The sequence below is a fragment of the Arenimonas terrae genome, assembly GCF_006265115.1.
In the GTDB taxonomy this organism is placed as follows: domain Bacteria; phylum Pseudomonadota; class Gammaproteobacteria; order Xanthomonadales; family Xanthomonadaceae; genus Arenimonas; species Arenimonas terrae.
Genome location: NZ_SMDR01000001.1, coordinates 926,183 through 948,991 on the forward strand (window position 1 = coordinate 926,183; position 22,809 = coordinate 948,991).

19 protein-coding genes are annotated in these 22,809 nt (G+C 71.8%); 5 read left to right on the forward strand and 14 right to left on the reverse strand.

Annotation, left to right across the window (positions count from 1 at the left end; genetic code table 11):
* Positions 1–24 precede the first annotated feature (24 nt).
* Both E1B00_RS04435 and E1B00_RS04440 read left to right on the forward strand, forming a co-directional pair.
* The gene (locus tag E1B00_RS04435) at positions 25–762 is read left to right on the forward strand and encodes an SDR family oxidoreductase (protein ID WP_139446099.1); all 738 of its coding nucleotides are present in this window, start codon (positions 25–27) and stop codon (positions 760–762) included.
* 13 nt (positions 763–775) lie between these two features.
* Positions 776–2,230: an efflux transporter outer membrane subunit gene (locus E1B00_RS04440; RefSeq protein ID WP_139446101.1), complete on the forward strand. Its 1,455-nt coding sequence runs from the start codon at positions 776–778 to the stop codon at positions 2,228–2,230.
* A 68-nt stretch (positions 2,231–2,298) separates the two neighbouring features.
* Here the strand turns inward: E1B00_RS04440 and E1B00_RS04445 are convergent, their stop codons facing one another.
* The 4 genes from E1B00_RS04445 to E1B00_RS04460 all read right to left on the reverse strand — a co-directional run bounded on the left by E1B00_RS04445 (position 2,299) and on the right by E1B00_RS04460 (position 6,623).
* A complete protein-coding gene (locus tag E1B00_RS04445) occupies positions 2,299–4,071 on the reverse strand; it encodes an adenylate/guanylate cyclase domain-containing protein (RefSeq protein WP_139446103.1) in 1,773 nt (590 codons plus the stop codon).
* A 5-nt stretch (positions 4,072–4,076) separates the two neighbouring features.
* A complete protein-coding gene (locus E1B00_RS04450) occupies positions 4,077–5,174 on the reverse strand; it encodes a toll/interleukin-1 receptor domain-containing protein (RefSeq protein WP_139446105.1) in 1,098 nt (365 codons plus the stop codon).
* Between the two features lie 123 nt (positions 5,175–5,297).
* Positions 5,298–5,534, reverse strand: a complete 237-nt coding sequence (locus E1B00_RS04455; RefSeq protein ID WP_139446107.1) for a hypothetical protein — start codon at positions 5,532–5,534, stop codon at positions 5,298–5,300.
* A gap of 93 nt (positions 5,535–5,627) precedes the next feature.
* Positions 5,628–6,623, reverse strand: a complete 996-nt coding sequence (locus tag E1B00_RS04460) for a DUF2268 domain-containing putative Zn-dependent protease (protein ID WP_139446109.1) — start codon at positions 6,621–6,623, stop codon at positions 5,628–5,630.
* Between the two features lie 95 nt (positions 6,624–6,718).
* Between E1B00_RS04460 and E1B00_RS04465 the strand changes: the two genes are divergently transcribed.
* Positions 6,719–6,964, forward strand: coding sequence for a hypothetical protein (locus E1B00_RS04465; protein ID WP_139446111.1), 246 nt, complete (start codon positions 6,719–6,721; stop codon positions 6,962–6,964).
* A gap of 12 nt (positions 6,965–6,976) precedes the next feature.
* On the opposite strand, the gene fdhD is transcribed toward E1B00_RS04465, so the two are convergent.
* The 10 genes from fdhD to E1B00_RS04515 form a co-directional block, all read right to left on the reverse strand.
* Positions 6,977–7,750 (reverse strand): formate dehydrogenase accessory sulfurtransferase FdhD, encoded by a 774-nt coding sequence (fdhD, locus tag E1B00_RS04470; protein ID WP_220396230.1) that lies wholly within the window; start codon positions 7,748–7,750, stop codon positions 6,977–6,979.
* On the reverse strand, positions 7,747–7,983 hold the full coding sequence (locus E1B00_RS04475; RefSeq protein ID WP_139446115.1) for a helix-turn-helix domain-containing protein: 237 nt from the start codon (positions 7,981–7,983) through the stop codon (positions 7,747–7,749). The genes fdhD and E1B00_RS04475 overlap by 4 nt, the downstream gene beginning before the upstream one ends.
* Complete coding sequence (locus E1B00_RS04480) at positions 7,983–10,241, reverse strand: FdhF/YdeP family oxidoreductase (RefSeq protein WP_139446117.1); 2,259 nt, start codon at positions 10,239–10,241, stop codon at positions 7,983–7,985. Before E1B00_RS04480 ends, E1B00_RS04475 begins: the two co-directional genes overlap by 1 nt.
* A 55-nt stretch (positions 10,242–10,296) precedes the next feature.
* The gene (locus tag E1B00_RS04485) at positions 10,297–11,025 is read right to left on the reverse strand and encodes a DUF481 domain-containing protein (protein WP_176693117.1); all 729 of its coding nucleotides are present in this window, start codon (positions 11,023–11,025) and stop codon (positions 10,297–10,299) included.
* Positions 11,026–11,103: 78 nt separating this feature from the next.
* Positions 11,104–12,267 (reverse strand): benzoate/H(+) symporter BenE family transporter, encoded by a 1,164-nt coding sequence (locus E1B00_RS04490; RefSeq protein WP_139446121.1) that lies wholly within the window; start codon positions 12,265–12,267, stop codon positions 11,104–11,106.
* A gap of 43 nt (positions 12,268–12,310) precedes the next feature.
* The gene (locus tag E1B00_RS04495; protein WP_220396231.1) at positions 12,311–12,658 is read right to left on the reverse strand and encodes a TfoX/Sxy family protein; all 348 of its coding nucleotides are present in this window, start codon (positions 12,656–12,658) and stop codon (positions 12,311–12,313) included.
* A gap of 2 nt (positions 12,659–12,660) precedes the next feature.
* Positions 12,661–14,316, reverse strand: a complete 1,656-nt coding sequence (locus E1B00_RS04500) for an isovaleryl-CoA dehydrogenase (protein WP_139446123.1) — start codon at positions 14,314–14,316, stop codon at positions 12,661–12,663.
* A gap of 46 nt (positions 14,317–14,362) precedes the next feature.
* The gene (locus E1B00_RS04505; RefSeq protein ID WP_139446125.1) at positions 14,363–16,936 is read right to left on the reverse strand and encodes a diguanylate cyclase domain-containing protein; all 2,574 of its coding nucleotides are present in this window, start codon (positions 16,934–16,936) and stop codon (positions 14,363–14,365) included.
* 69 nt (positions 16,937–17,005) lie between these two features.
* Positions 17,006–18,292, reverse strand: coding sequence for a chromate efflux transporter (chrA, locus tag E1B00_RS04510; protein WP_139446127.1), 1,287 nt, complete (start codon positions 18,290–18,292; stop codon positions 17,006–17,008).
* Positions 18,273–18,653: an MmcQ/YjbR family DNA-binding protein gene (locus E1B00_RS04515; RefSeq protein ID WP_246048465.1), complete on the reverse strand. Its 381-nt coding sequence runs from the start codon at positions 18,651–18,653 to the stop codon at positions 18,273–18,275. Before E1B00_RS04515 ends, chrA begins: the two co-directional genes overlap by 20 nt.
* Before the next feature lie 62 nt (positions 18,654–18,715).
* On the opposite strand from E1B00_RS04515, the gene E1B00_RS04520 reads away from it, so the two are divergent.
* Both E1B00_RS04520 and mfd read left to right on the forward strand, forming a co-directional pair.
* Positions 18,716–19,297 (forward strand): GNAT family N-acetyltransferase, encoded by a 582-nt coding sequence (locus E1B00_RS04520; RefSeq protein ID WP_139447701.1) that lies wholly within the window; start codon positions 18,716–18,718, stop codon positions 19,295–19,297.
* Positions 19,298–19,336: 39 nt separating this feature from the next.
* A complete protein-coding gene (gene mfd / locus E1B00_RS04525; RefSeq protein WP_139446131.1) occupies positions 19,337–22,789 on the forward strand; it encodes a transcription-repair coupling factor in 3,453 nt (1,150 codons plus the stop codon).
* Positions 22,790–22,809: the final 20 nt, after the last annotated feature.

Here is a 22,809-nt window from a genome sequence, read left to right on the forward strand (position 1 = left end):
TTCTCCCTTTCCTTCGAGGTTCCCATGAATACTTCCACTCCCCGCGTCGCCCTGGTCACCGGCGCCACCCGCGGCATCGGCCTGGAGACCGTGCGCCAGCTGGCCGAAGCCGGCGTGCATACGCTGCTGGCCGGCCGCGACCGCAGCAAGGCGGTGGCCGCCGCGCTCGAACTGCAGTCGCGCGGCCTGCCGGTCGAGGCGATCGCCCTGGACGTCACCGATGCCGGCAGCATCACCCTGGCCGTGGCCGAGGTCGCGCGGCGCTACGGCCGGCTCGACATCCTGGTCAACAACGCCGGCATCCTGCTCGACGACCCGGCCAAGAAGGTGTCCGGCCAGTCGCTCGCGACCTGGCGCAGCACCTTCGACACCAACGTGTTCGGCCTCATCGCCGTGACCCAGGCCTTCCTGCCGCTGCTGCAGCGCTCGCCGGCCGGCCGCATCGTCAACGTGTCCAGCCTGCTGGGTTCGATGGCCCTGCACTCGGATCCAAGTTCGCCGATCTACGACTTCAAGGTCCCCGCCTACAACGTCTCCAAGAGCGCGGTGAACGCCTGGACGGTGCAGCTGGCCTGGGAACTGCGCGATACCCCGATCAAGGTGAACACGCTGCACCCGGGCTACGTGCGTACCGACATGAACGCCGGCGCCGGCGACATCGACGCCGCCGAAGGCGCACGCACCAGCGTGCGCCTGTCGCTGCTCGACCCCTCAGGCCCGACCGGTGGCTACTTCTACCTGGACCAGGCCCTGCCCTGGTGATCCGGAGATTCCCATGAGCGCTTCCTTCCGATTGTCCTCCCTGGCCCTGGCCCTGCTGCTCGCCGGCTGCACGGTCGGTCCCGACCACGTGCGGCCGCAGTTCACGACCAGCGACCAGTTCCTGCGCAGCGAAACCACGATCACCACGTCGCCCTCGGCCAGCGCCGCGTCCGAAGCCGCCTTCTGGCAGCGTTTCGACGACCCGCTGTTGACCGGACTGGTCGAGGACGCGCTGCGCGCCAACCACGACCTGCGCATCGGTCTGGCCCGCCTCGACCAGGCGCGGGCGCTGTCGCGGCAGTCGCGCTTCGACCTGTTCCCGACCGTGACCGCCGAAGCCGGCGCCAGCGAAAGCCGCGCGAGCGCCGACCAGGCACCCGGGGTCTCGCGCGCCGACCGCGACACCGAAAGCCGCGACGCCGCCGCACTGCTGTCCTGGGAACTGGACCTGTTCGGCCGCGTCCGCCGCGGCGTGCAGGCGCAGCGCGCCGACAGCGATGCCGTCGCCGCCGACCTCGCGGCGCTGCAGGTGTCGGTGGTCGCCGAACTGAGCCAGGCCTATTTCGACCTGCGTGGCCGCCAGGCCCAGCTCGCGGTCGCACGCGGCAACGCCGACAACCAGCGCGGTTCGCTGGACCTGGTTGCGGTGCGCCTGGAGGCCGGGCGCGGCACCGAGCTCGATACCGCCCGTGCCGGCGCCCAGCTCGAGTCGACGCTGTCTCGCATCCCGGCGCTGGAAGCCGAGGTCGCCGCGCATATGCACCGCATCGCCGTGCTGACCGGGCGCACACCGGACGCGCTGGTCGCCCAGCTCGAAGCGCCGCAGGCGCTGCCCGTGCTGCTCGACCCGATCGCCGCGGGCGCACCGGCCGACCTGCTGCGCCGCCGCCCCGACATCGCCGCGGCGGAACACCGGCTGGAGGCGGCGACCGCGCGCATCGGCGTCGCCACCGCCGACCTGTTCCCGCGCTTCACGCTCGGCGGCCTGATCGGCAGCCAGGCGAGCGGCGGCGGCGACCTGTTCGGACGCGACAGCGAAACCCGCCTGGTCGCGCTCGGCGTCGACTGGTCCTTCCTCGACGTCGGCCGCGTGCGCGCACGCCTGGCCGCCGCCGAGGCCGGCGCCGACGAGCACCTGGCCCGCTACCAGCAGACCGTGCTGCGCGCGCTCGAGGAAACCGAAACCGCATTGGTGCGCTACCAGAATGCGCGCACCGAACGTGTGCACCTGGAAGCGGCGGCGAACGCCAGCGCCCGCGGCGCCGAGCTGGCCCGGCTGCGTTTCGAAGGCGGCCTGATCGACTTCCTGCAGGTGCTCGACGCCGAGCGCACGCGCCTGGAAGCCGAGGACCAGCTGGCGCAGAGCCAGGCCCGCACCGCGACCGCGCTGGTGGCGGTCTACCGCGCACTGGCCGGCGGCTGGCCGGAGCAGGCGCCCGAACGCGAGCACATCGCCGCCGCGGACTGAGGACCGGACCGCATCCGGCGCCGCCCGGCGGAACCTCGTCGGCCGGCCGCGGCCCGGATGCGGTTTTTTCAGAAGGTGTGCGCCGGACCGGCGCGCAGGTGGTACATGCGCAGGCTGCCGTAGCCTTTGGCCGCCGGCACCAGGCCGACGTAGTCGCAGTCGAAACCGTCGGGGTCCAGGGCCAGGCGCGCGGCGAACTGTTCGGTGACGTAGACTTCGCCGGCCGGCGTCACCGGCTCGATGCGCGCCGTGCGGCTGACGTGCGCGCCGAAATAGTTGGTCAGGCCCAGCACCGGGTCCACCGCCTCGTAGACGGGCCCGAAATGCCCGCCCAGGCGCAGCGCCAGCGACTCCGGCAAGCCGCACTGCGCCAGGTCGATCGCGGCCATCGCCGCCTGCAGCTTCAGCGCGCAGCGCGCGGCCAGCGCCGGATCGGCCAGCACGACGAACAGGCCGTCGCCCCAGGTATTGCGGTACAGCACCTGCCCGCCGTACTGCGCGAGCACGCCGGCGAACGCGCCCAACACGTGCGTGACGAAGGCGGTGACCTGGGTTTCGCTGAGCCGGCTGAACCCCTGGATGTCACCGAACAGCATGGCCTTGAGTTCGCGCTGCCCCGGTGCGGGCGCGGCGGTGACGCGCACCGGCGCGGGCGCGGCGCCGGGATCCGGCGTGATCACCTCCAGCGCCCGCCCGGATTCACGCCACAGCCGGACGTCGAAGCCGGTGCCGGCGACCCCGGCGCTCTCCTGCCCGTCCCACACCGCGACCTGCCGTACCGGCGCGTCGAGGAAGCGGGCGCGCAGGCTGGCCAGACCCATCGCCAGGAACGAGCCATAGGCGAAGATCCATTCGTGGCCCAGCTGGCGGTCATCGGTGGCGAAACTCAGCGAAGTCGCACGCGCCAGGCAGGCGTGGAAGCGCTCGACCCAGGCCGGGCCAGCCGGCGCCACCGACACCGCCACGAACTCCTCGCGCTCGAACGGCAGCACCACGTGCAGCTCGGCGCCGCGCGCGAGCAGCGCCTCGGCGAACAGGATGTCGGCGCCGCAGGCGAGCGCGCCGTAGCCGAAACCCACGCGCTGCCGCGCCAGCACCTCGGCGATCTGGGCGGCCACCGCCGCCTCGCGTTCCGCCGGAAAGCGGCCGACGGCGCCTTCCGCGGCAATCATGTGGCCGGTGTAGTGGATCACCGTCGGCGGCGCCAGCTCATGCAGCAGGTCGTCGGCGATGCCGCGCGCGGCGCAGACCCGGCGCAGCTGGCGGCGCGTCGCGGCGCGGGCCGCGAGGTCGCCCCCCGCGGCCGCCGCGCGCGCCAGCGCATCGCAGGCGCGCGCGGTGTCGCCCTGCACCAGGGCGGCCTCGGCTTCCGACGCGGCGCGGTAATACGGTTCGTCGGCGCCCTTGGCGCAAAGGGCGTGCACCTCGCGCGCCAGGCGTTCCGCCGCCGGCGACTGCCCCGCGAGCAGGCGAAGGCTGGCGGCGTTTACTGCCGGGTAATAACCGCCGCCGCGCAGGTGCGCCGCTTCGTACAGGTCGGCGGCGCGCGCCAGCAGCCCTTCGCGCTCATGCGCCGGCGCGGCCAGCGCGCGGTCCTTGGCGATGCGCGCCGCGAGCGCGGCGACTTCGGTTTCCTGCGACCGCGCCAGGCCCAGCCGGGCGAACTCGCTTTCCGCACGCGCCGTGGCGCCGGCCTTGGCCAGGTTGAGCACCGCGCGGTGCGCCAGCCACAGGTCCTCGGGATGTTCGGCCAGGCCCTGCAGGGCGGTGTCGTAGGCCAGCAGCAGTTCGCCGCGCGCTTCGTGGCCGCGGACGCGCGCCAGCCAGTCCGCGGCGCTCATCGGGCTCAGTCTTTCCGACCGTCGCAGCGCATGCGCAGGATCGACCCGTCCTCGACTGCGCCGTTGGCGAACACCAGCTTCATCATGCTGTCGTCGACGATCTCGAAGCGGGCGGTATTGTCGGCGGCCACGGGCTCGTCGACCGGCTGCATCTCGAAACCGCCGGCGACCGGCACGATACGCGAAGGAACGTCCCAGGGCGCCGCCTGCGGGTGGTCGACGCGGGTCAGCACGGTGTCGGCGCCGGTGCGGATCACCTCGTAGACGATGGTCAGGCCGTTGTAGGGCTGGCACCAGGTGCCGGTGAAGAAGGCGACGTCGCTGCGCGACGGGCCGGCGGGGACCGGCGCGACCTGCGTGACCGCGGGTGCGGGGGCGGGCGCCGGAGGCGCGGAACGGGCGGCCGCGGCCGCGGCTTCCGTTGCGGCCTCGACGTTTTCGATGGCGTCCGCAGGCAGCGGCGCCTCTTGGGCGGAAATCGCCGCCTCGGCAAGCTCCGCCGACGATGGCTCGGCGGCGGCGGGCACCGAGCGCTGCTCCGCCTCGGGTGCCTGCGCCGGTGCCGGTGCGCGTGCGAACCACAGTGCGGCCGCAGCGCCCAGCGCCGCAACGGCGACCAGGGCAAGACCGATGCTCACGCCGTGGCGCGCACCGGCGCGGGGCGTCGCGAGCGGCGGCGCAACCGATCGCACCGGCGCCGACCCCGGCGCCCCCATCGCCTTGATCGCGGCGACCAGGGGCAGCAGGTGCTGCTCCATCGGCGATTTCCAGGCATCGACCCACTGCGCCGACGAGATGTAGAACTCGAGCGCGCCCGAAGGCGTCACCTCGCGGATGCGCACCGGCAGCACGGGCTTGGTCTTGCTCACCGCGCGCTCGACTTCCTTGCGCACGAACTGCGATTCGTTGGACTGGTCCGACAGCACCAGCACCAGGGCGCGGGCCTCGCCGATGGCGTCGATGATCGCTTCGCCGTATTCGACGCCGGGACCGACGTCGCGCGGCGCGACCCAGCAGCGGATGCCCTGCTCTTCCAGATACCCGACGATGCGGAACGCCACGTCGCGATCGGCGCTGGCGTAACTGACGAAAACATCCGCCATCGGTGATCCCGGAGGTGAGCTCCGGGGCAGTCTATGCAGGCGGCGCGGTGGCCGCCAGCCTGCGGGCCGGCCCGCGCCCCCGCACCGGGGGAGTCGGTACGCAGACGCGGGCCGGTCGCGGGGTCAGCCGACGCGCAACATCCTGTCGCCGCGGCCTTCGGTGTAGGAACTGGCCCGGGCGTAGCCGCTGCTGCGGCCGTAGCCGGTGCCGAAATCGCGGGCGCGGTAGCGCGGGGCGTTGTGGGCCGGGGCGTCCGGCGCCACCACGTTCACGACCGGGGCCGCGATGGCGCGGGCCGCATTCACCGCCGGAACCGGGCGGCTCGGGAAGAGGCGGTAGAAGTCAGTCAGGGTCTTCATGGCGTAGGCCTTGTGAGTTGGTGTGCTGGTAATCTACAACACCTAAGAAGGTCCGCCATGGGCCGGAAGTCACGATCCGCGAAATTATTCAATTCAATGACTTATGGCACCCTCTTCGGGCCCGCCCAAGGTCTCGGCCAGGCCGCTGCGGGCCAGGAAGGCCTCGAAATCGGTGATCGTGAGCATCTCCCGCACCGCCGCAGCCTTGTCCGGCGAGCGCTCGTAATAGGCCCGGGCGATGCGGTAACCCATCCAGTAGCCCAGGTCCGCGGGCCGGTCCTGCCCCGGCGTCGGGTCGTACAGCCAGCCCTTGGCCGAGGTGTCGTGACGGCGCGCCGCGAACTCCGCCCACAGCTCGCGCGCGCGCGGCTCAGCCCAGGCGTGCACGTGCGCGTTGATGTGATGGCCCGTGGCGAGTTCGCCCAGGAAATCCGCCACCCCCTCGTTGACCGCCATCTGCAGCAGGGTCGGCGAGGCACCCAGGGCATACCGCTGCTGGTAGTGCACAAGTTCGTGCACGACGATGTGCGGCAATCCTTCCAGGTCGCGCAGAACCGCGCGGTGCCACTCGCCCAGCTCTTCGTCCGGCGTGTCCGGATAGCGGCCGTACATCTCCAGGCCGATCATCAGGCCCTCTTCGCCGAGCGTGCCGCCGGAATTCATGCGCCCCACCAGCAGGTAGACGTCCGGGAACTCCGCCGCCGGGTAGATCTCGGCCAGGCGTCGGAAACCGGCGCGAAGCGCCGGCTCCTGGGCCGCAACACCCGCAAGGCGCGCGCGCAGCGACGCGTAGTAGCGCGGATGCCGGTCGATGGTGGCCGCCAGCTGGGCGCCGTCGCCGATGCGCAACCGGGTGAACACGGCCAGGCCATCGCTGCCCGCGTCCAAATAGTCGCGCTGGAAGATGCCGGCACGGGCCGCCGGTGCGGCGGCCCGCGATGCGTCGAACGCCCGCCAGAACCGCGGCAGGTCCTCGGTGACGATGCGGGCGTGATCGGGCCCGGCCGGCCGCGCGGCGATCGCATGGCCGGCGGCGGCGGCCAATGCCGTGCTCAGGAAAAGGAGTTTCAGGCGGCGGCCGAGGGCCATGATGGATCTCCGGAAGGTTCCCGGCCTCCGATGCCGTACCGCCCGCCAGGGTTTAGTCCACCGCCACGACGGCGCCCTCCGCAGGGGAATGAGCAATGCCCGACCGCGAACGCCGCAAGTCCGAACACGAGCTGATCAGCGCGCTCAAGCGCGACCTCACCGACGATCAGCGCGATACGCTGTCGCAGCTGGAGCGTTTCGGCTGGACCCTGAAGTTCGTGCGCCATCCGCCCTTCCAGGCACCGGTGGGCGTGATCATGAATCCGGACACGCACCGCTTCGCGGTGATCGAGGCCGACGGCAGGCTCGACGAGAACTCGAGCCTGCTGTTCCGCGACTAGGCCGACGACGCCTCAGCGGCCGGCGTAGATCGTGCAGCGCGAACCGCGCGCGAAACCCACCAGCACCATGTCCGCCTCGTCGGCCAGGCGCACCGCCAGCGCGGTCGGCGCCGAAATCGCCGCCACCAGGCCGATGCCGGCTTCCGCGGCCTTGTGCACCACTTCGTAGCTTGCGCGCGACGTGACCAGCAGCGCCACCGGCGTCGCGCCCGCGCGCCGCGCGGCGCCCACGGCCTTGTCGATGGCGTTGTGGCGGCCGATGTCCTCGCGCACGTGCAGTTCGCCGTCGGCGTCGACCACGGCGGCGGCGTGCACGGCGCCGGTGCGCAGGTTGAGCGGCTGCTGCTCCTGTAGTGCGGCGAAATACGGCGCCAGGCGCGTGGGATCCAGACCGCTGCGCGGCACCGGGCGGACCGGGCGGATCGCCGCCTCGAGCCGGTCGGTGCCGCATAGCCCGCAGCCGGTGCGGCCGGTGAGGCTGCGGCCGCGCTGTTCGAGCGCGTCGAAGCGGGCCTGCGGAATATGCATCTGCAGCGAGATGCCGTGTGCGGTGACCAGCCTGTCCACCACGGCCAGCTCCTCAGGCACCGCGACGATGGCTTCGGTGAGGCTGAAGCCCAGCGCGAAGTCGTCCAGGTCGGCCGGCGTCGCCATCATCACCGCGTGCGGCTGGCCGTTGTAGACCAGGGCCACCGCGGTCTCTTCGGCCAGCGTCTCCACCTGGTCACGGCCGATGCCATCGTCGATCCGGCGCGCGCGCAGTTCCCGACTGGGAGGGGGGATCATGCGTGGCGCTCCAGCCATTCGCGACCGCGTGGCGTCAGCGCCAGGCGCTCGCGACCGGCGTCCTCGATGCGGCGGACCAGGCCCAGGCCGCCCGCCGCGGCGTCGTCCTCCAGCGCCGCGAGCAGGCGCTGCAGCTCGCTGCGCGCCAGGCCCAGCTGCTTGCATACGCGCGCCACCGAGGCGCCGTCGTTGGCGGCGAGGTAGCGCAGCATGGCGGCCAGGCGCTGCTCCATCACGGCGGTTCCAGCGCCAGCGGAATGCCGGCGCTTGGCCGCAGCCGCACCGGGATCGCCTTGGACGCGGGCGTGCGCGCACCGATGGCGTGGTGGTCCAGCGGCACCAGGCCATTGGTTTCCGGGTAGTAGGCCGCCAGGCAGCCGGCAGGAATGTCGTACTCGACCAGCAGGAAACGTTTTGCCTCACGCTCGCCGTCGTGCCACACCGACACCAGGTCCACCCACTGGCCGGCGCGCAGGCCCAGGCGCGCCAGGTCGGCCGCGCCGATGAAGCACACGCGCCGCTCGCCCGACACGCCGCGGTAGCGGTCCTCAAGCCCGTAGATCGTCGTGTTGTACTGGTCGTGGCTGCGCACGGTCATCAGCGTCATCAGCGAGGGATCCGCGGCCACCGGTGCGGGCAAGGCATGCGCGAACAGCCGGGCCCGGCCCGTGGCCGTCGACCAGCGCCGCTGCGCCGCGGCGTTCTCCAGGTGGAAACCGCCGGGCTGGCGCACGCGGGCATTGAAGTCGCCGAAGCCGTCGATGACGCGGGCGATGCACTCGCGGATGCGGTCGTAGTCCTCCACCAGCCAGCGCCAGGGCGTCGTGGTCGCCGGCAGGGTCGCTTCGGCCAGCCGCGCCACGATCGCCGGCTCGCTGAGCAGTTGATCCGACGCCGGCGGGTTCATGCCGGTCGAGACATGCACCATGCTCATCGAATCCTCGACCGTGACGCCCTGCGGACCGGCCGCCTGCAGGTCGATCTCGGTGCGGCCCAGGCAGGGCAGGATCAGCGCCTGCCGGCCATGCACCAGGTGCGAGCGGTTGAGCTTGGTGGACACGTGCGCGGTCAGAGCGCAGCGGCGCAGCGCCTGCGCCGTGAAGCCGGTGTCCGGTGTGGCGGCGGCGAAGTTGCCGCCCATCGCGAACAGCACCCGGCATTCCCCGCGCGCCATCGCGCCGATCGCGCCGACCACGTCGTGGCCAGGGTGCCGCGGCGGCGCGAAACCGAATTCGGCGCCCAGGCGGTCGAGGAAGGCCGGCGCCGGCTTTTCGTAGATGCCCATCGTGCGGTCGCCCTGCACGTTCGAATGCCCGCGCACCGGGCAGGCGCCGGCGCCGTGTTTGCCGATGTTGCCGCCGACCAGCAGCAGGTTCACCAGCATCTGGATGGTCGCCACCGCGTCGCGGTGCTGGGTGATGCCCATCGCCCAGCAGAAGATCGTCGCCTTGGACGCCACGTAGACATCCGCCGCTTCCTCGATCTGCGCGCGGGTCAGGCCGGAGGCCGCCTCGATCCGCGACCAGTCCTCGGCCAGGACATCCTCGCGCAGCGCCTGGAAACCCTCGGTGTGCAGGGCGATGAAGTCCGCATCCATCGCGCCGCGCTCGAACACGCGTTTGAGCATGCCCTTGACCGCCGCCAGGTCGCCGCCGATGCGAAGCGGGTAGTAGTGGCTGGCGATGGCGGTGGAGCCGCCCATCAGCTCCCGCGGGCTCTTCGGGTCGGCGAAGCGCTCGAGCCCGCGCTCGCGCAGCGGGTTGAACACGACGATCCGGCAGCCGCGTTTCGCGGCACTGCGCAACTCCCCCAGCATGCGCGGGTGATTGGTGCCTGGGTTCTGCCCGAACACGAAGATCGCTTCGGCCTGCTCGAAGTCGGCCAGGGTCACGGTGCCCTTGCCGACGCCGATCTGTTCGGTCATCGCCAGACCCGACGGTTCGTGGCAGAGGTTGGAGCAGTCCGGCAGGTTGTTGGTGCCGAACTCGCGCGCGAACAGCTGGTAGAGGAAGGCGGCTTCGTTGCTGGTGCGGCCCGAGGTGTAGAACAGCGCCTGGTCGGCATGCTCGAGCGCCTGCAGGTGCTGCGCGACGATCGCGAACGCCGCCTCCCAGGACACCGGCCGGTAGTGGTCGTCGCTGCCGTCGTAGAACATCGGCTCGACCAGGCGCCCCTGCGATTCGAGGAAATAGTCGTCCTGGCGCGCCAGCCATTCCACCGTGTGCGCGGCGAAGAAGTCCCGCGTCACCCGCCGGCGCGTCGCCTCGGCGGCAACGGCCTTGACGCCGTTCTCGCAGAACTCGAAGGACGAGTGCGGATTCTTGTCGGGCCAGGCGCAGCCGGGGCAGTCGAAGCCTTCGGGCTGGTTGGCGCGCAGCATGGTGCGCGCGCCGCGGCCGACGATGCCCTGCTCGCGCACGTGGCGGAAGGAGCTGGCCAGCGCATCCCAGCCGCCGGCGGCGCCGTCGTAGGGTTTGATCCGGATGGGCATGCGGCAAGGCTAGGACCGCACCGCCGCCAGGGCAAGCCTCGGCCGCCCCCGTGGATCAGTCCTGGGTGCCGCCCGGCGTCCAGACGATGTTCACCGAGGTGAGGGTGTCGGTGCGGCGGACGCCCTCGGGCACGTCGGTGTTGTGGCGCGCCTGCAGGGCCGCCTTGAGCGCCAGCGAGTGGTTGATGCTGACGGCGATGCCGATGTCGTTCTGGATGAACCGGTTATCCGGCGCCGCTTCCACCAGCAGGGTATTGAAGAAGCGGGTGGACTCGGTGAACTGGTGCCGGTAGTCGGCGAAGCCGCGCAGCAGCGCCTCGTTTTCGGCTTCGCCGGTCTCGGCCAGCTCCGCGCGGCGCAGGCCAGGACCGCCTTCGATCTGGAATTCGCGGCGCTCGTCCTTGAGCAGCCAGGCGCCATAGTTCACGGCCAGCGTGGCCTGGTAGGCGTAGGCGGCGAAGTCGTCGTTCTCGTAGCGCGCGGCGGCGCCCAGGTAGGCGCGTTCGCCGAGCTTGCGCGCGGCCTTGGCGCCGAGCTCCTGGCGGTTGGCCGACAGCTGGTCTTCGGACTCGGCGCGCAGCGCCGCCAGGTAGTAGTCATGCGTCCACAGCGCATCCTCGCCGGCCAGGGCGAACTTGCCGTTGACGCTGGTGGTATCGGAGTTGCCGGAGGTGTTGACCACGCCCAGTTCGGCGGTGGGCTGCCAGTCGGCGGCGGCAGCGGCGGAGGCGACGGCCAGCGCGAGGGCCAGGGCGATCGACAGGAACGAACGGTGCGGAAGCATCCTTGCGTGTCTCATCCAGTGTGCAGGGCGGCCATTTAAACCCGCCGCACATGAACACCTGCGGAAAACGCCGCCGAATCAGCCCCGCGGCCGCAGCACGAACAGCGCCAGCCCGCCGGCCACCAGGCCCCAGAACGCCGGGCCGATGCCGAACAGGGTCAGGCCCGAGGCAGTGACCAGGAAGGTGATGATCGCCGGCTCGCGCTGGCTCTCGTCCGCCAGCGCCGCCGCCAGGCCGTTGCCGATCGTGCCCAGCAGGGCCAGCCCCGCGATCACCAGCACCAGCTCGTTGGGAAAGGCCGCGAACAGGGCCGCGACGGTGGCGCCGAACAGCCCGACCAGGCAATAGAACACGCCGGCCGCGACGCCGGCGACGTAGCGCCGCGCCGGGTCCTCATGCGCTTCGCGGCCGGTGCAGATCGCCGCGGTGATCGCCGCCAGGTTCAGCGCGAAGGCACCGAACGGCGCCAGCACGACATTGACCGCGCCGATCCAGCCGATGATCGGCGAGATCGGCGGCCAGTAGCCGGAGGCGCGCAGGACGGTCGCACCCGGCACATTCTGCGAAGCCATGGTCACCACGAACAGCGGAATCGCGATGCCGACCAGTGCGCTCCAGGAGAAGGCGGGCGTCGTCCACACCGGTTCCGCCAGCGCCAGCGCGACGCCTTCGAGCCGCAGCAGGTCCATCGCACCGGCGATGGCGATGCCCAGGCCCAGCGTCACCACGACCGAATAGCGCGGCGACAGCCGCCGCATCAGCAGGTAGGCCGCGAACATCGCCAGGGCCAGCCCGAACTGCCGCTGCATGGCCGCAAACGCCTCCATGCCGAACCTCAGCAGCACGCCTGCCAGCATGCCCGAGCCGATGGCGGCGGGAATGCGGCCGATCAGGCGCTCGAACAGGCCGGAAAACCCGGCGACCGCAATCAGCACCGCCGACACGACGAAGGCGCCGATCGCCTGTTCGTAGGGCAGCCCCGCCGCGCCCGAGATCAGCATCGCCGCACCCGGGGTCGACCAGGCGGTCACCACCGGCATGCGATGCCGCAGCGACAGCCCGATGCAGGTCAGGCCCATGCCCAGGCCCAGGGCCCACATCCACGAGGCGATCTGTTCCGGCGTGGCGCCGACTGCGCGCGCGCCCTGGAACACGACCACGGCCGAGCTGCTGAAACCCACCAGCACGGTGACGAAGCCGGCCACCAGGGCGGGCAGCGAGAAGTCGCGGATCAGGCGCATCGGTGGAGCTTAGCCGGCCGCCCGTCGGCGCAGAAGCGCGAATTCAGCCACGCCGTTTTCCGCCGGCGGGCTTGCGCGCCGCCGCGGCCAGCGCCAGCCGGGCCCAGGGCTCGAGGTCGGCGGGGCTGTCCATCGCGGCATCGGGCACGCTCCAGTAGCTCATCTCGATCGGGCGCGACTGCCCCGTGTAGACGAAGGGCGCGCAGCCGGCGGCGGCGAAACGCTCGCGGGTCAGCGCGTCCACCTTGAGGTACAGGCGGCCGTCGGCCACCAGGGCGAAAAACAAGCCGTCGCAGTAGATGCCGTGGCCGCCGAACATGGCCCGCAGGCTGATGCGGCCGAGCGGCTCGAGCAGTTCGCGCAGGTGCGCGAGCAGGCCGTCGTCGCGCACCCTCAGGGCCCGGCGCGTTCGAGCAGGGTCGCGACCGGCGCGTCGGCCGCCAAGCCGCCATAGACCAGGGCGCGATCGGGGCCCAGCCGCTGCGCGCAGAAGCTGTCGGCCACCGGCACCTGCCCGGCGCGCACCAGCAGCGCCGCCTGCAGGGCCAGGGCCAAACGTTCGGCCAGCCGGCGGGCACCGGCCTCCAGGCTGGCCGGATCGGCATTCAGGTCCTGCTTCAGGCGGGCCACCTCGGCGTCGAGCAGAACGTGCCCGCCGCGCGCCGCGTCGAGTTCGGCGAAAAACGCCGCGGCGCTTTCAGGCTCGCGGCCCAGGACGCGCAGCAGGTCCAGGCACTGGATGTTGCCGCTGCCTTCCCAGATCGAATTCAGCGGCGCCTGCCGGTACAGCCGCGGCAGGCCGGACTCCTCGACGTAACCGGCACCGCCCAGGCATTCCTGCGCCTCGTTGACGAAGGCCGGCGCGCGTTTGCACACCCAGTACTTGCCCAGCGCCGTGGCCAGGCGCGCGAACGCGGCTTCGTTCGGGTCGCGCGCGCTGGCATCCACCGCGCGCGCGACGCGGAAGGTCAGCGCGGTCGCCGCCTCCGATTCCAGCGCCAGGTCGGCGAGCACGCTGCGCATCAGCGGCTGCCGCACCAGCGGCTTGCCGAAGGCGCTGCGGTGGCGCGCGTGGTGCATGGCCTGCACCAGGGCCTGGCGCATCAGGCTGGCCGAACCGATCAGGCAGTCCTGCCGGGTCAGCGCCACCATCTGCAGGATCGTCGCCACGCCCCGCCCTTCCTCGCCGACCAGCCAGGCGGCGGCGCCCTGGAACTCCACTTCCGAACTGGCGTTGCTCCAGTCGCCGAGCTTGTCCTTCAGGCGCTGGATGCGGATGGCGTTGCGGGTACCGTCGGGGGCGAAACGCGGCAGCAGGAAGCAGCTCAGGCCGCCGGCGGCCTGGGCCAGCACCAGGAAGGCGTCGCACATCGGCGCCGAAAAGAACCATTTGTGCCCGACCAGTTCGTACAGCCGGCCTGGCCCGGCTGCGGCGACCGGGAATGCGCGCGTGCTGTTGGCGCGTACATCCGAGCCCCCCTGCTTTTCGGTCATGCCCATGCCGATGGTGTTGCCGGCCTTGTCCCAGGCCGGCACGTGCCGCGGGTCGTAGTCGGGCGCGGCGACGCGCGGCAGCCAGGACGCCGCCAGGTCGGGCTGGTGGCGCAGCGCGGGCACGCAGGCATAGGTCATCGTCAGCGGGCAGCTGCTGCCCTGGTCGGCCTGGTTGTGCAGGAACATCAGCGCGGCGCGCGCCACGTGCGCACCGGGGCGATCGGCATGTCGCCAGCCAAAACCCGGCACGCCGTGGCGCACCGCCGTGTCCATCAGCTGGTGATAGGCCGGATGGAACTCGACCTCGTCCAGCCGGTGGCCGAAGCGGTCGCAGGCATACAGGCGCGGCCGGTTTTCGTTCGCGAGCCGGCCCAGCATCATCAGTTCGCCGCCGGCGAGCTTGCCGTATTCCGCCACCTGGGCGCGGGCCCAGTCGCCGCCCTCGCGGGCCAGGGCCTCGCGCAGCGGCAGGTCGGTGGCGAAGGCATCGTAGGGCGCCAGCGGCGGCGGCTGGTTCTCGACGCGGTGGGTCAGGAAACGTTCGCGCAGGTCCATGCCCGCAGTTGAGCCCAAGGGTCGGCTGCGCGCAAGCGGCGTCCGCTCAGTCCAGCTCGACCGCGCGCCAGGTGGCGCGTCCCGCGTCCTTGGCCTGGTAGAGGGCCTGGTCGGCGGCAGCCAGCAGCCGGTCCGCGGTGACCGAACGTCGGCTGTAGGCCAGCCCGATGCTGGTGCCCACCGCCAGCGGACCGCCCGGAAGTTCGAATGGCGCCTCGATCGCCCGCAGCAGCTTGGCCGCCAGCGCCTGCACGCCGGCCAGCGACTCCGCGCCTTCCACCAGCACCACGAACTCGTCGCCGCCGATGCGGGCCACGAGGTCTCCTTCGCGCACGTTCGACTTCAGCCGCCGCGCGAACTCGCGCAGCACCTGGTCGCCGCCGGCGTGGCCGCGTCCGTCGTTGATGGCCTTGAAGCGGTCGATGTCCAGGTAAAGCAGTGCGATCGGCGCGCCGGACCGGCGGCCGCGCGCCACGCCCGAGGCCAGGCGCTCATCGAAGTACCGGCGGTTGGCGACGCCGGTCAGGCCATCGATGCGCGCCTGGCGCTCCAGTTCGCGCTCGGCGGTCTTGAGCTGGGTGATGTCGAAGATGAAGGAGAAATACCCCTGCACCTTGCCGTCGGCGCCCACGTCCGGCACGTAGCTGGTCTGGTAGTGGCGGGTCTGCCCGTCGACCTCGGCCTGGCCCTCGAAGGTCACGCGCTCGCCGCGCAACGCGGCGGCGATGTGGCCCTTGATCTCACTGTAGATCGCCTCGCCGCGCACCTCGCGCACCGTGCGGCCGATCACCGCGTCCGGCAGCTTGGACAGGATGCGGCCGCTGTGGCCGTTGGCGAAGGTATAGCGCTCCTGGGTGTCGATGTGGGCGATCATCGCCGGGATGTTGTCGGTGACCGCGCGCAGCCGCGCCTGGATCGCCGCCAGCGCCTGCTCGGCGCGCACCCGCGTGGAGATGTCGCGTCCCGTGTAGAGGATCTCCGGCAGGCCCTCCGGCCCGGTCACGCGGCGCGCCAGCGCCTCGATCCAGACGTAGTGGCCATGGCGGTGCTGGGCCCGGTAGACGACGGTGGTCGATCCGCCGTCGCGCGCCAGCGCTTCGATCGCCTGCCGCAGCCGCTCGCGGTCGTCGGGATGCACCAGCTCCCAGCGCGGCTGCATCAGTTCTTCGGGCTCAAAGCCCAGCAGCTCGCGGGTCGAGGGCGAGACGTAGAGGCGGCGGCCGTCGAACTGCATGCGCACCACCAGGTCGCTGGAATTCTCGGCCAGGGTCCGGTACTGCAGCTCGCTCTCGCCGAGTTTGGCCAGCACGCCCTGCAGGCGGCGGTGGCTGCGGCGCTGGACGACGAAGAAGACCGCCAGCACGATCAGGGTGAGGATGCCCAGCGCCATCAGGGTCCGGCTGAGGCGGTTGCTTTCGGCCAGGGCCCGTTCGCGTTCGCCGGCCAGGGTGGTTTCGGCCTGCAGGCGCAGGATCTCGTTCTCGCGCTCGGCGTATTTCAGGCGGGCGTCGAAGTCGTCGGCGGCCTGGGCGCGCTCGTTCTGCGCCAGCGTGTTGTCCAGCGCCAGGAACCGTTCGAACAGCGGCGGCAGGTCGGCGCTGGACGGGCGCTCGCGCAGCAGGAAACCCACCAGCTCGCGCAGCACCCTCAGCTCGTCGCTCACCAGCTCGAGCGAACGGAACGACTGCTGCGCCGCCCGCAATTCGCGCAGCGCGGTGTCGCCATCCCCGGCATCCGCGGCGGCCAGACCCAGCACCTCGTGCCCCAGCCCGGCCAGCTGCGAATTCTTCAGCCGGTCGGCCAGCACCAGGATGCGTTCGCCGTTGACGCGCTGGGTGGTCTGGTCGCCGGCGATGCGTGCCAGCCGCGCGGCCTCGAGGTAGAGCTCGGCGCCGAGCTTGGGATCGGACAGGCGTTCGGCCAGGCGGGTCGCTTCCGCCAGGGCATCGCCGGCCTCGTCGATGCGTCCGGTCTGCGACAGCGCGCGCGCGAGGTTGCGCTGCAGGCGCGCCTGCATGGTCAGGCCCTCGCCCTCGGCGAGCAGGGCCAGGCCGCGTTCGGCGTACTGCGCGGCCAGGGCGTGTTTGCCCAGCGAATAGCTCATGGAGGAATAGGCCAGGAACACGTCCGCCAGCAGTTCGGGCTGGGGCGAGGCCTTGAGCAGCACCTCCGCCTCGCCGAGCAGGCGCTCGCCGCGCGTGTAGTCCTGCATCGCGATGCGGGCGCGGCTCTCGGCGATCAGTCCGCGCGCCTCCAGCTGCGGCGCGTTCGCCTGGCGCGCTTCGGCCCGCGCCTGCAGGCCGGCCTCGCGCTGGCAGTTCCAGTCGGCGACCACGCGGCAGGCGTTGGCCTGGGCCAGGTACAGCAGGGCGAGCCGGCGGTGGTCGTTGGCGATGCGGGCGTTGCGGATGGCCGGCACGACTTCGTGCAGCACGGCCTCGGGTTCGAGCAGGGCGCGGGTCTCGAGCGGATCGCGCTCGACCGTGTCGGCGCGGCTGGCGCTGGCAGGCGCCGCCGGCGCGGCGGTCGGGGGTGTGGCGGTGGCCGGCGTTCCGGCCCAAGCCAGGACGATCAGCAGCAGCGCGCTGACGCCCAGACCCTTGCCGCCCCTTGCCGCCATGCGTGTCTGCCCCTGCGGTGGATCCCCGCCCCAGCCTAGCCCACGACCCCGGAGGCGACAACCGCGGCTTCAGCCGGGCAGCAAGCTCCAGGCCGCACCGGCCACGCCCGCGGCCAGCACCACCGCCACCACATGCCAGCGGGCCTTCGCCAGGGCCAACCACGACAGCAGCGCCACCGCTGTGATGAAAACGATCTCGGTCGGCGCGCGGGCGGCATACAGGTGCACGCCGAACCACACGGCCAGGTTCACGATCACGCCGACCACCGCGGCGCTGATGCCGGCGATCGCCGCCGACAGCAGCGGCCGGTCGCGCAGGCCGTCTATCCAGGGCGCCAGCGGCAGCACGAACAGGAAGCTGGGCAGGAAGGTCGCCCATACCGTCACGCCCGCACCCAGCAGGGCCGAGGCCAGCGGCGAGGCCAGGTCGGGCCGGTTCCAGCCTCCGACAAAGCCGACGAACTCCAGCACGATGATCAGCGGGCCCGGCGTGGTTTCCGCCAGCCCCAGGCCGACCATCATCTGCGCGGCCGTCAGCCAGCCGTGGTGTTCGACCGCCTGCTGCGCGACATGCGGCAGCACGGCATAGGCGCCGCCGAAGGTGACCAGTGCCGCCTGACTGAAGAACAGCGATTGCGCCCAGACCGTGCTGTCGGGCCCGAGCACGAGCCGCAGCGCGAACAGCGGCAGCCACCATGCGACCAGCAGGCCTGCGGCCAGCGCCAGGGCTCGGCGCCGGCTGCCCTGCGCCGGGCCCGGCGGCGCCCGGCGGGCAACCGCGTGCGGGGACAGCAGCCACGCGGGCGCGAACCGGCCCGCCAGCGCCCCCAGTCCAGCCGCGGCGGCAAGGACCCATGGAAACCCCAGTCCGGCGGCCAACCCGGCCAGGGCCAACAGCGCCAGCAGCTTCGGAAAGGCCCCGCGCAGCACCCGCTGCCCGAGCCGCCACACCGCCTGCGCCAGCAGGGCCAGCACCGCGGCCGACAGGCCCAGGCTGATGCCGGCCACCACCGGCAACCAGCCGAAGGCCAGGTAGGCCCAGGACAACAACGCAAGCAGCACGGTGGCGGGCAGCACGAACAGGGCGCCGGCGGCGATCCCGCCGCGCACGCCGTGCAGGCGCCAGCCCAGGTAGATCGCGAGCTGCATCGCCTCCGGACCCGGCAGCAGCATGCAGTAGTTGAGCGCGTGCAGGAACGTCGCCTCGTCGACCCAGCGCCGCCGCTCGACCAGCTCGGTGTGCATCACCGCGATCTGCCCGGCCGGGCCGCCGAAGCTGATCCAGCCCAGCAGCCACCAGAAGCGCAGCGCCTGGGCGAATCCGGGCGCCGCGGCTTCAGCCGTCGGCGAGTTCACGCTGCAGCTTCTTGGGCAGCTTCCCGCGCACCAGTTCGTAGGCCCGGCGAACCAGCGCCTGCAGTTCGGCCCGCGGCAGCACCGAGGCGTCGTCCATGCTGATCCAGTGCGAGCGCGCCATGTAGGGCGCCGGCACGATGCCGGGACGGTCGGTGAACTCCAGGAACCTCTCCTCCTCCACCTTGAAGGCGAGCTTTCCCTTGTCCGCACCCTTCACGCACAGGCCGCAGAACATTTTTCCCGCCACCATGAAAATCAGGTCATCGTCCCATTTGATCTCGGCGGTGACCCCGGGCCAGTCCGCGCTGAGCTTGCGCAGCGATCTCTCGTCCATGGCGCCCGCCCCCGATGTCTGTTTCATGAACGTTTCCGCGTCAGTTTAGAGCATGCTCCCAGCCGTCTGCTGACACCCTTCGCGCCATGATGTCCACCCGCCGCAGTCCGTCACGGCCCTCCCTGCGCCCGGAGCGCACCGAGGTGCTGCGCCTGCCCGACGGCCGCGAACTGTGGCTGCGCCCGGTGCAGCCGGCCGACGCCGCACCGATCGCCGGCGCCTTCGAGCTGCTGACCGAAGACGAGGTCCGGCGCCGCTACCTGCACCCGGTGAAGGCGCTCAGTCCCGACTACCTGCAGACGCTGGTGCATCCGGTCCCGGGCCAGACCTTCGCCGTGGTCGCGGCCGAACCGCTGCCGCCGGGCGAAGCCCTGGTCGGCGCCCTGGCGCGGCTCAACCGCGACCCGGGCTGCGACAGCGCCGAGTTCGCAATCCTGGTGTCGCACTTCGTGTCCGGCCAGGGCCTGGGCGTGGCCCTGATGCGCCGCCTGGTCGAATGGGCCGAGGCGCACGGCATCCGCCGCATCTGGGGCGACGTGCTAGACGAGAACACCGCGATGATCGCCCTGGCCCTGGCCATGGGCTTCCAGCGCGAGATGAGCCCGGAATCGCCGAACCTGCTGCGCATCACCCTGGACCTGGCGCCGCCAAAACGATTACCCCGGCGATGAGCCGGGCCGGGCGGCGCCTGCGGTAAACTCCGCGGCCCCATGACCCGCCCCCTCCTTCCCTCCGCGCCCCGCCCCAAGGCCGGCCAGCAGCGCGCCCTGTGGCGCGCGCCGGCCAGCGCCAGCGCGCTTGCGCTCGGCCTGGCCGAGGCCGCGCGCGGCCACGACGGCCTGGTGCTGGCGGTCACCCGCGACAGCCATGGCGCGCAGGCGCTGGAACACGACCTGCGCGTGCTGGCCGGCGACCTGCCGGTGCTGCACTTCGCCGACTGGGAAACCCTGCCCTACGACCTGTTCAGCCCGCATCCGGACATCGTGTCGCAGCGCGTGGCGGCGCTGTACCGCCTGCCGACCGCGCGAAAGGGCGTGCTGGTGGTGCCGGTCGCCTCGCTGATGCAGCGGCTGCCGCCGCCGGCGTGGATCGCCGGCAATACGCTGGACCTGACGCGCGGCCAGAAGCTCGACCTCGACGCCGAGAAGCGCCGGCTCGAGGCCGCCGGCTACCGCAACGTGCCGCAGGTGCTGGACCCGGGCGATTTCGCCGTACGCGGCGCCCTGCTCGACCTCTACCCGATGGGCGCGGACCAGCCCTACCGCATCGAGCTGTTCGACGACCAGATCGATTCGCTGCGCAGCTTCGACCCGGAAACTCAGCGCTCCGACCACGCGGTGGAATCGGTGCGCCTGCTGCCGGCCCGCGAGTTCCCGCTAGACGCCGACAGCGCCCGGCGCGTGCGCGAGCTGCTGCGCGAGCGCTTCGAGTTCGACCCGCGCCGCTGCCCGCTTTATCAGGACCTGAAGGAAGGCGGCGCGCCGGCCGGCATCGAGTACTACCTGCCGCTGTTCTTCGAACGCACGGCCTCGCTGTTCGAACATCTTTCCGGCGAAACGCTCGTGGTGATCGGCGACGGCGTGAACGAGGCCGCGGCCGCGTTCTGGGCCCAGACCACCGATCGTTGGGAGCAGCGCCGCCACGACATCGAGCGGCCGATCCTGGCGCCGGCCGAGATCTTCCTGCCGCCCGAGGAGCTGCGCGCGGCCTGGAACAAGGCGCCGCGCATCGAGCTCGCCGGTCCCGACCACGCCCAGCGCGACAAGGCCGTGGCGATGGCCGAGCAGCCCGCGCCGTCGCTGCCCTGGAGCCAGAAGGGCGGCGACCCGGGCGCGGCCCTGCACGACTTCCTGCGCGCCTATCCGGGCCGCGTGCTGATGGCGGCCGATTCCGCCGGCCGGCGCGAGGCGCTGATCGAACTGCTGGCCTCGGCCGACCTCAGGCCCGCGGCGGTCGCCGGCTGGGACGCCTTCCTCGCCGGCAGCGAGACGTTCGCCATCACGGTCGCGCCGCTGGACGACGGCTTCGCGCTGACCGAACCGCCGCTGGCGGTGCTGACCGAACGCCAGCTCTTCCCCGAACGCGCCGAACAGTCGCGCCGCCGCCGCAAGGCCGCGCGCGACCCGGACACGGTGCTGCGCGACCTGAGCGAGATCCAGCTCGGTTCGCCGATCGTGCACGAGGACCACGGCGTCGGCCGCTACCAGGGCCTGGTCGTGCTCGACACCGGCGGCGTGCGCGGCGAGTTCCTGCAGATCGAATATGCCAAGGGCGACAAGCTCTACGTCCCCGTCGCGCAGCTGCAGCTGGTCAGCCGCTATTCCGGCGCGTCGCCGGAACTGGCGCCGCTGCATTCGCTGGGCGGCGAACAGTGGGAGAAGGCCAAGCGCAAGGCCGCCGAGAAGGTCCGCGACGTCGCCGCCGAGCTGCTGGAAATCCAGGCCCGCCGGCAGGCGCGTCAGGGCCTGGCGCTGGCGCTGGACCGGGCGATGTACGAACCCTTCGCGGCGACCTTCCCCTTCGAGGAAACGCCCGACCAACTGGCGGCCATTGAAGCCGTGATTTCCGACCTGGGCCGTTCCCAACCGATGGACAGGGTGGTCTGCGGCGACGTCGGCTTCGGCAAGACCGAAGTGGCGGTGCGCGCAGCCTTCGTCGCCGCGGCCGCCGGCAAGCAGGTCGCCGTGCTGGTGCCGACCACCCTGCTGGCCGAGCAGCACTACCGCAACTTCCGCGACCGCTACGCCGACTGGCCGATCCGCGTCGAGGTGCTGAGCCGCTTCAAGTCCGCCAAGGAGATCAAGGCGGCGCTGGCGCAGCTGGCCGAGGGCAAGATCGACGTGATCGTCGGCACCCACCGCCTGCTGCAGCCGGACGTGAAGTTCCACGACCTGGGCCTGGTGATCGTCGACGAGGAGCAGCGTTTCGGCGTGCGCCAGAAGGAAGCGCTGAAGGCCCTGCGCGCCGAGGTGCACCTGCTGACGCTCACCGCCACGCCGATCCCGCGCACGCTGAACATGGCGATGAGCGGGCTGCGCGAGCTGAGCATCATCGCCACCCCGCCGGCGCACCGCCTGGCGGTGCAGACCGTGGTGACGCCCTGGGACGCCAACCTGCTGCGCGAAGCCTTCCAGCGCGAGCTGGCGCGCGGCGGCCAGGTCTACTTCCTGCACAACGAGGTCGACACCATCGAGAAGATGGCGCGCGAGCTGGGCGAACTGGTGCCCGAGGCGCGCATCCGGATCGCCCATGGCCAGATGCCCGAGCGCGAGCTGGAGCAGGTGATGCTCGACTTCCACCGCCAGCGCTTCAACGTGCTGGTGTGCACGACGATCATCGAGTCGGGCATCGACATCCCCAGCGCCAACACCATCGTGATCCACCGCGCCGACCGCTTCGGCCTGGCCCAGCTGCACCAGCTGCGCGGCCGCGTCGGCCGTTCGCACCACCGCGCCTACGCCTACCTGGTGGTGCCGAACAAGAAGGCGATGACCGGCGACGCCGAAAAGCGCCTGGAAGCGCTGGCCTCGCTCGAGGAACTGGGCGCGGGCTTCACGCTCGCGACGCACGACCTCGAGATCCGCGGCGCCGGCGAACTGCTGGGCGAGGACCAGAGCGGCCAGATGGCCGAGATCGGTTTCTCGCTGTACACGGAGCTGCTCGAGCGCGCGGTGAAGTCGATCAAGTCCGGCAAGATCCCCGACCTCGACCCGGCCCTGCGCCACGGCGCCGAGGTCGAACTCAACCTGCCCGCGCTGATCCCCGACGACTACCTGCCCGACGTGCACGCGCGCCTGACCTTGTACAAGCGCATCGCCGGCGCGCGCGACGAGGACCGCCTGAAGGAACTGCAGGTGGAGATGGTGGACCGCTTCGGCGTGCTGCCCGATCCCGCGAAACAGCTGTTCGCCGTCGCGGAACTGAAACTGGCCGCGACGCCCCTGGGCATCCGCAAGCTCGAACTCGGTCCCACGGGCGGCCGCGTGATCTTCCTGCCGCAGCCGACCATCGACCCGATGTCGGTGATCCGCCTGATCCAGGGCCAGCCCAAGGTCTATGCGATGGAAGGCCCCGACAAGCTGCGCCTGCGCCTGGAGCTGCCCGACGCGGCCTCGCGCCTGCGCACCGCCAAGGGCCTGCTGGCGCTGCTGGCCAAGGGCTGATCGCCGCGCTTGGCCGGGCG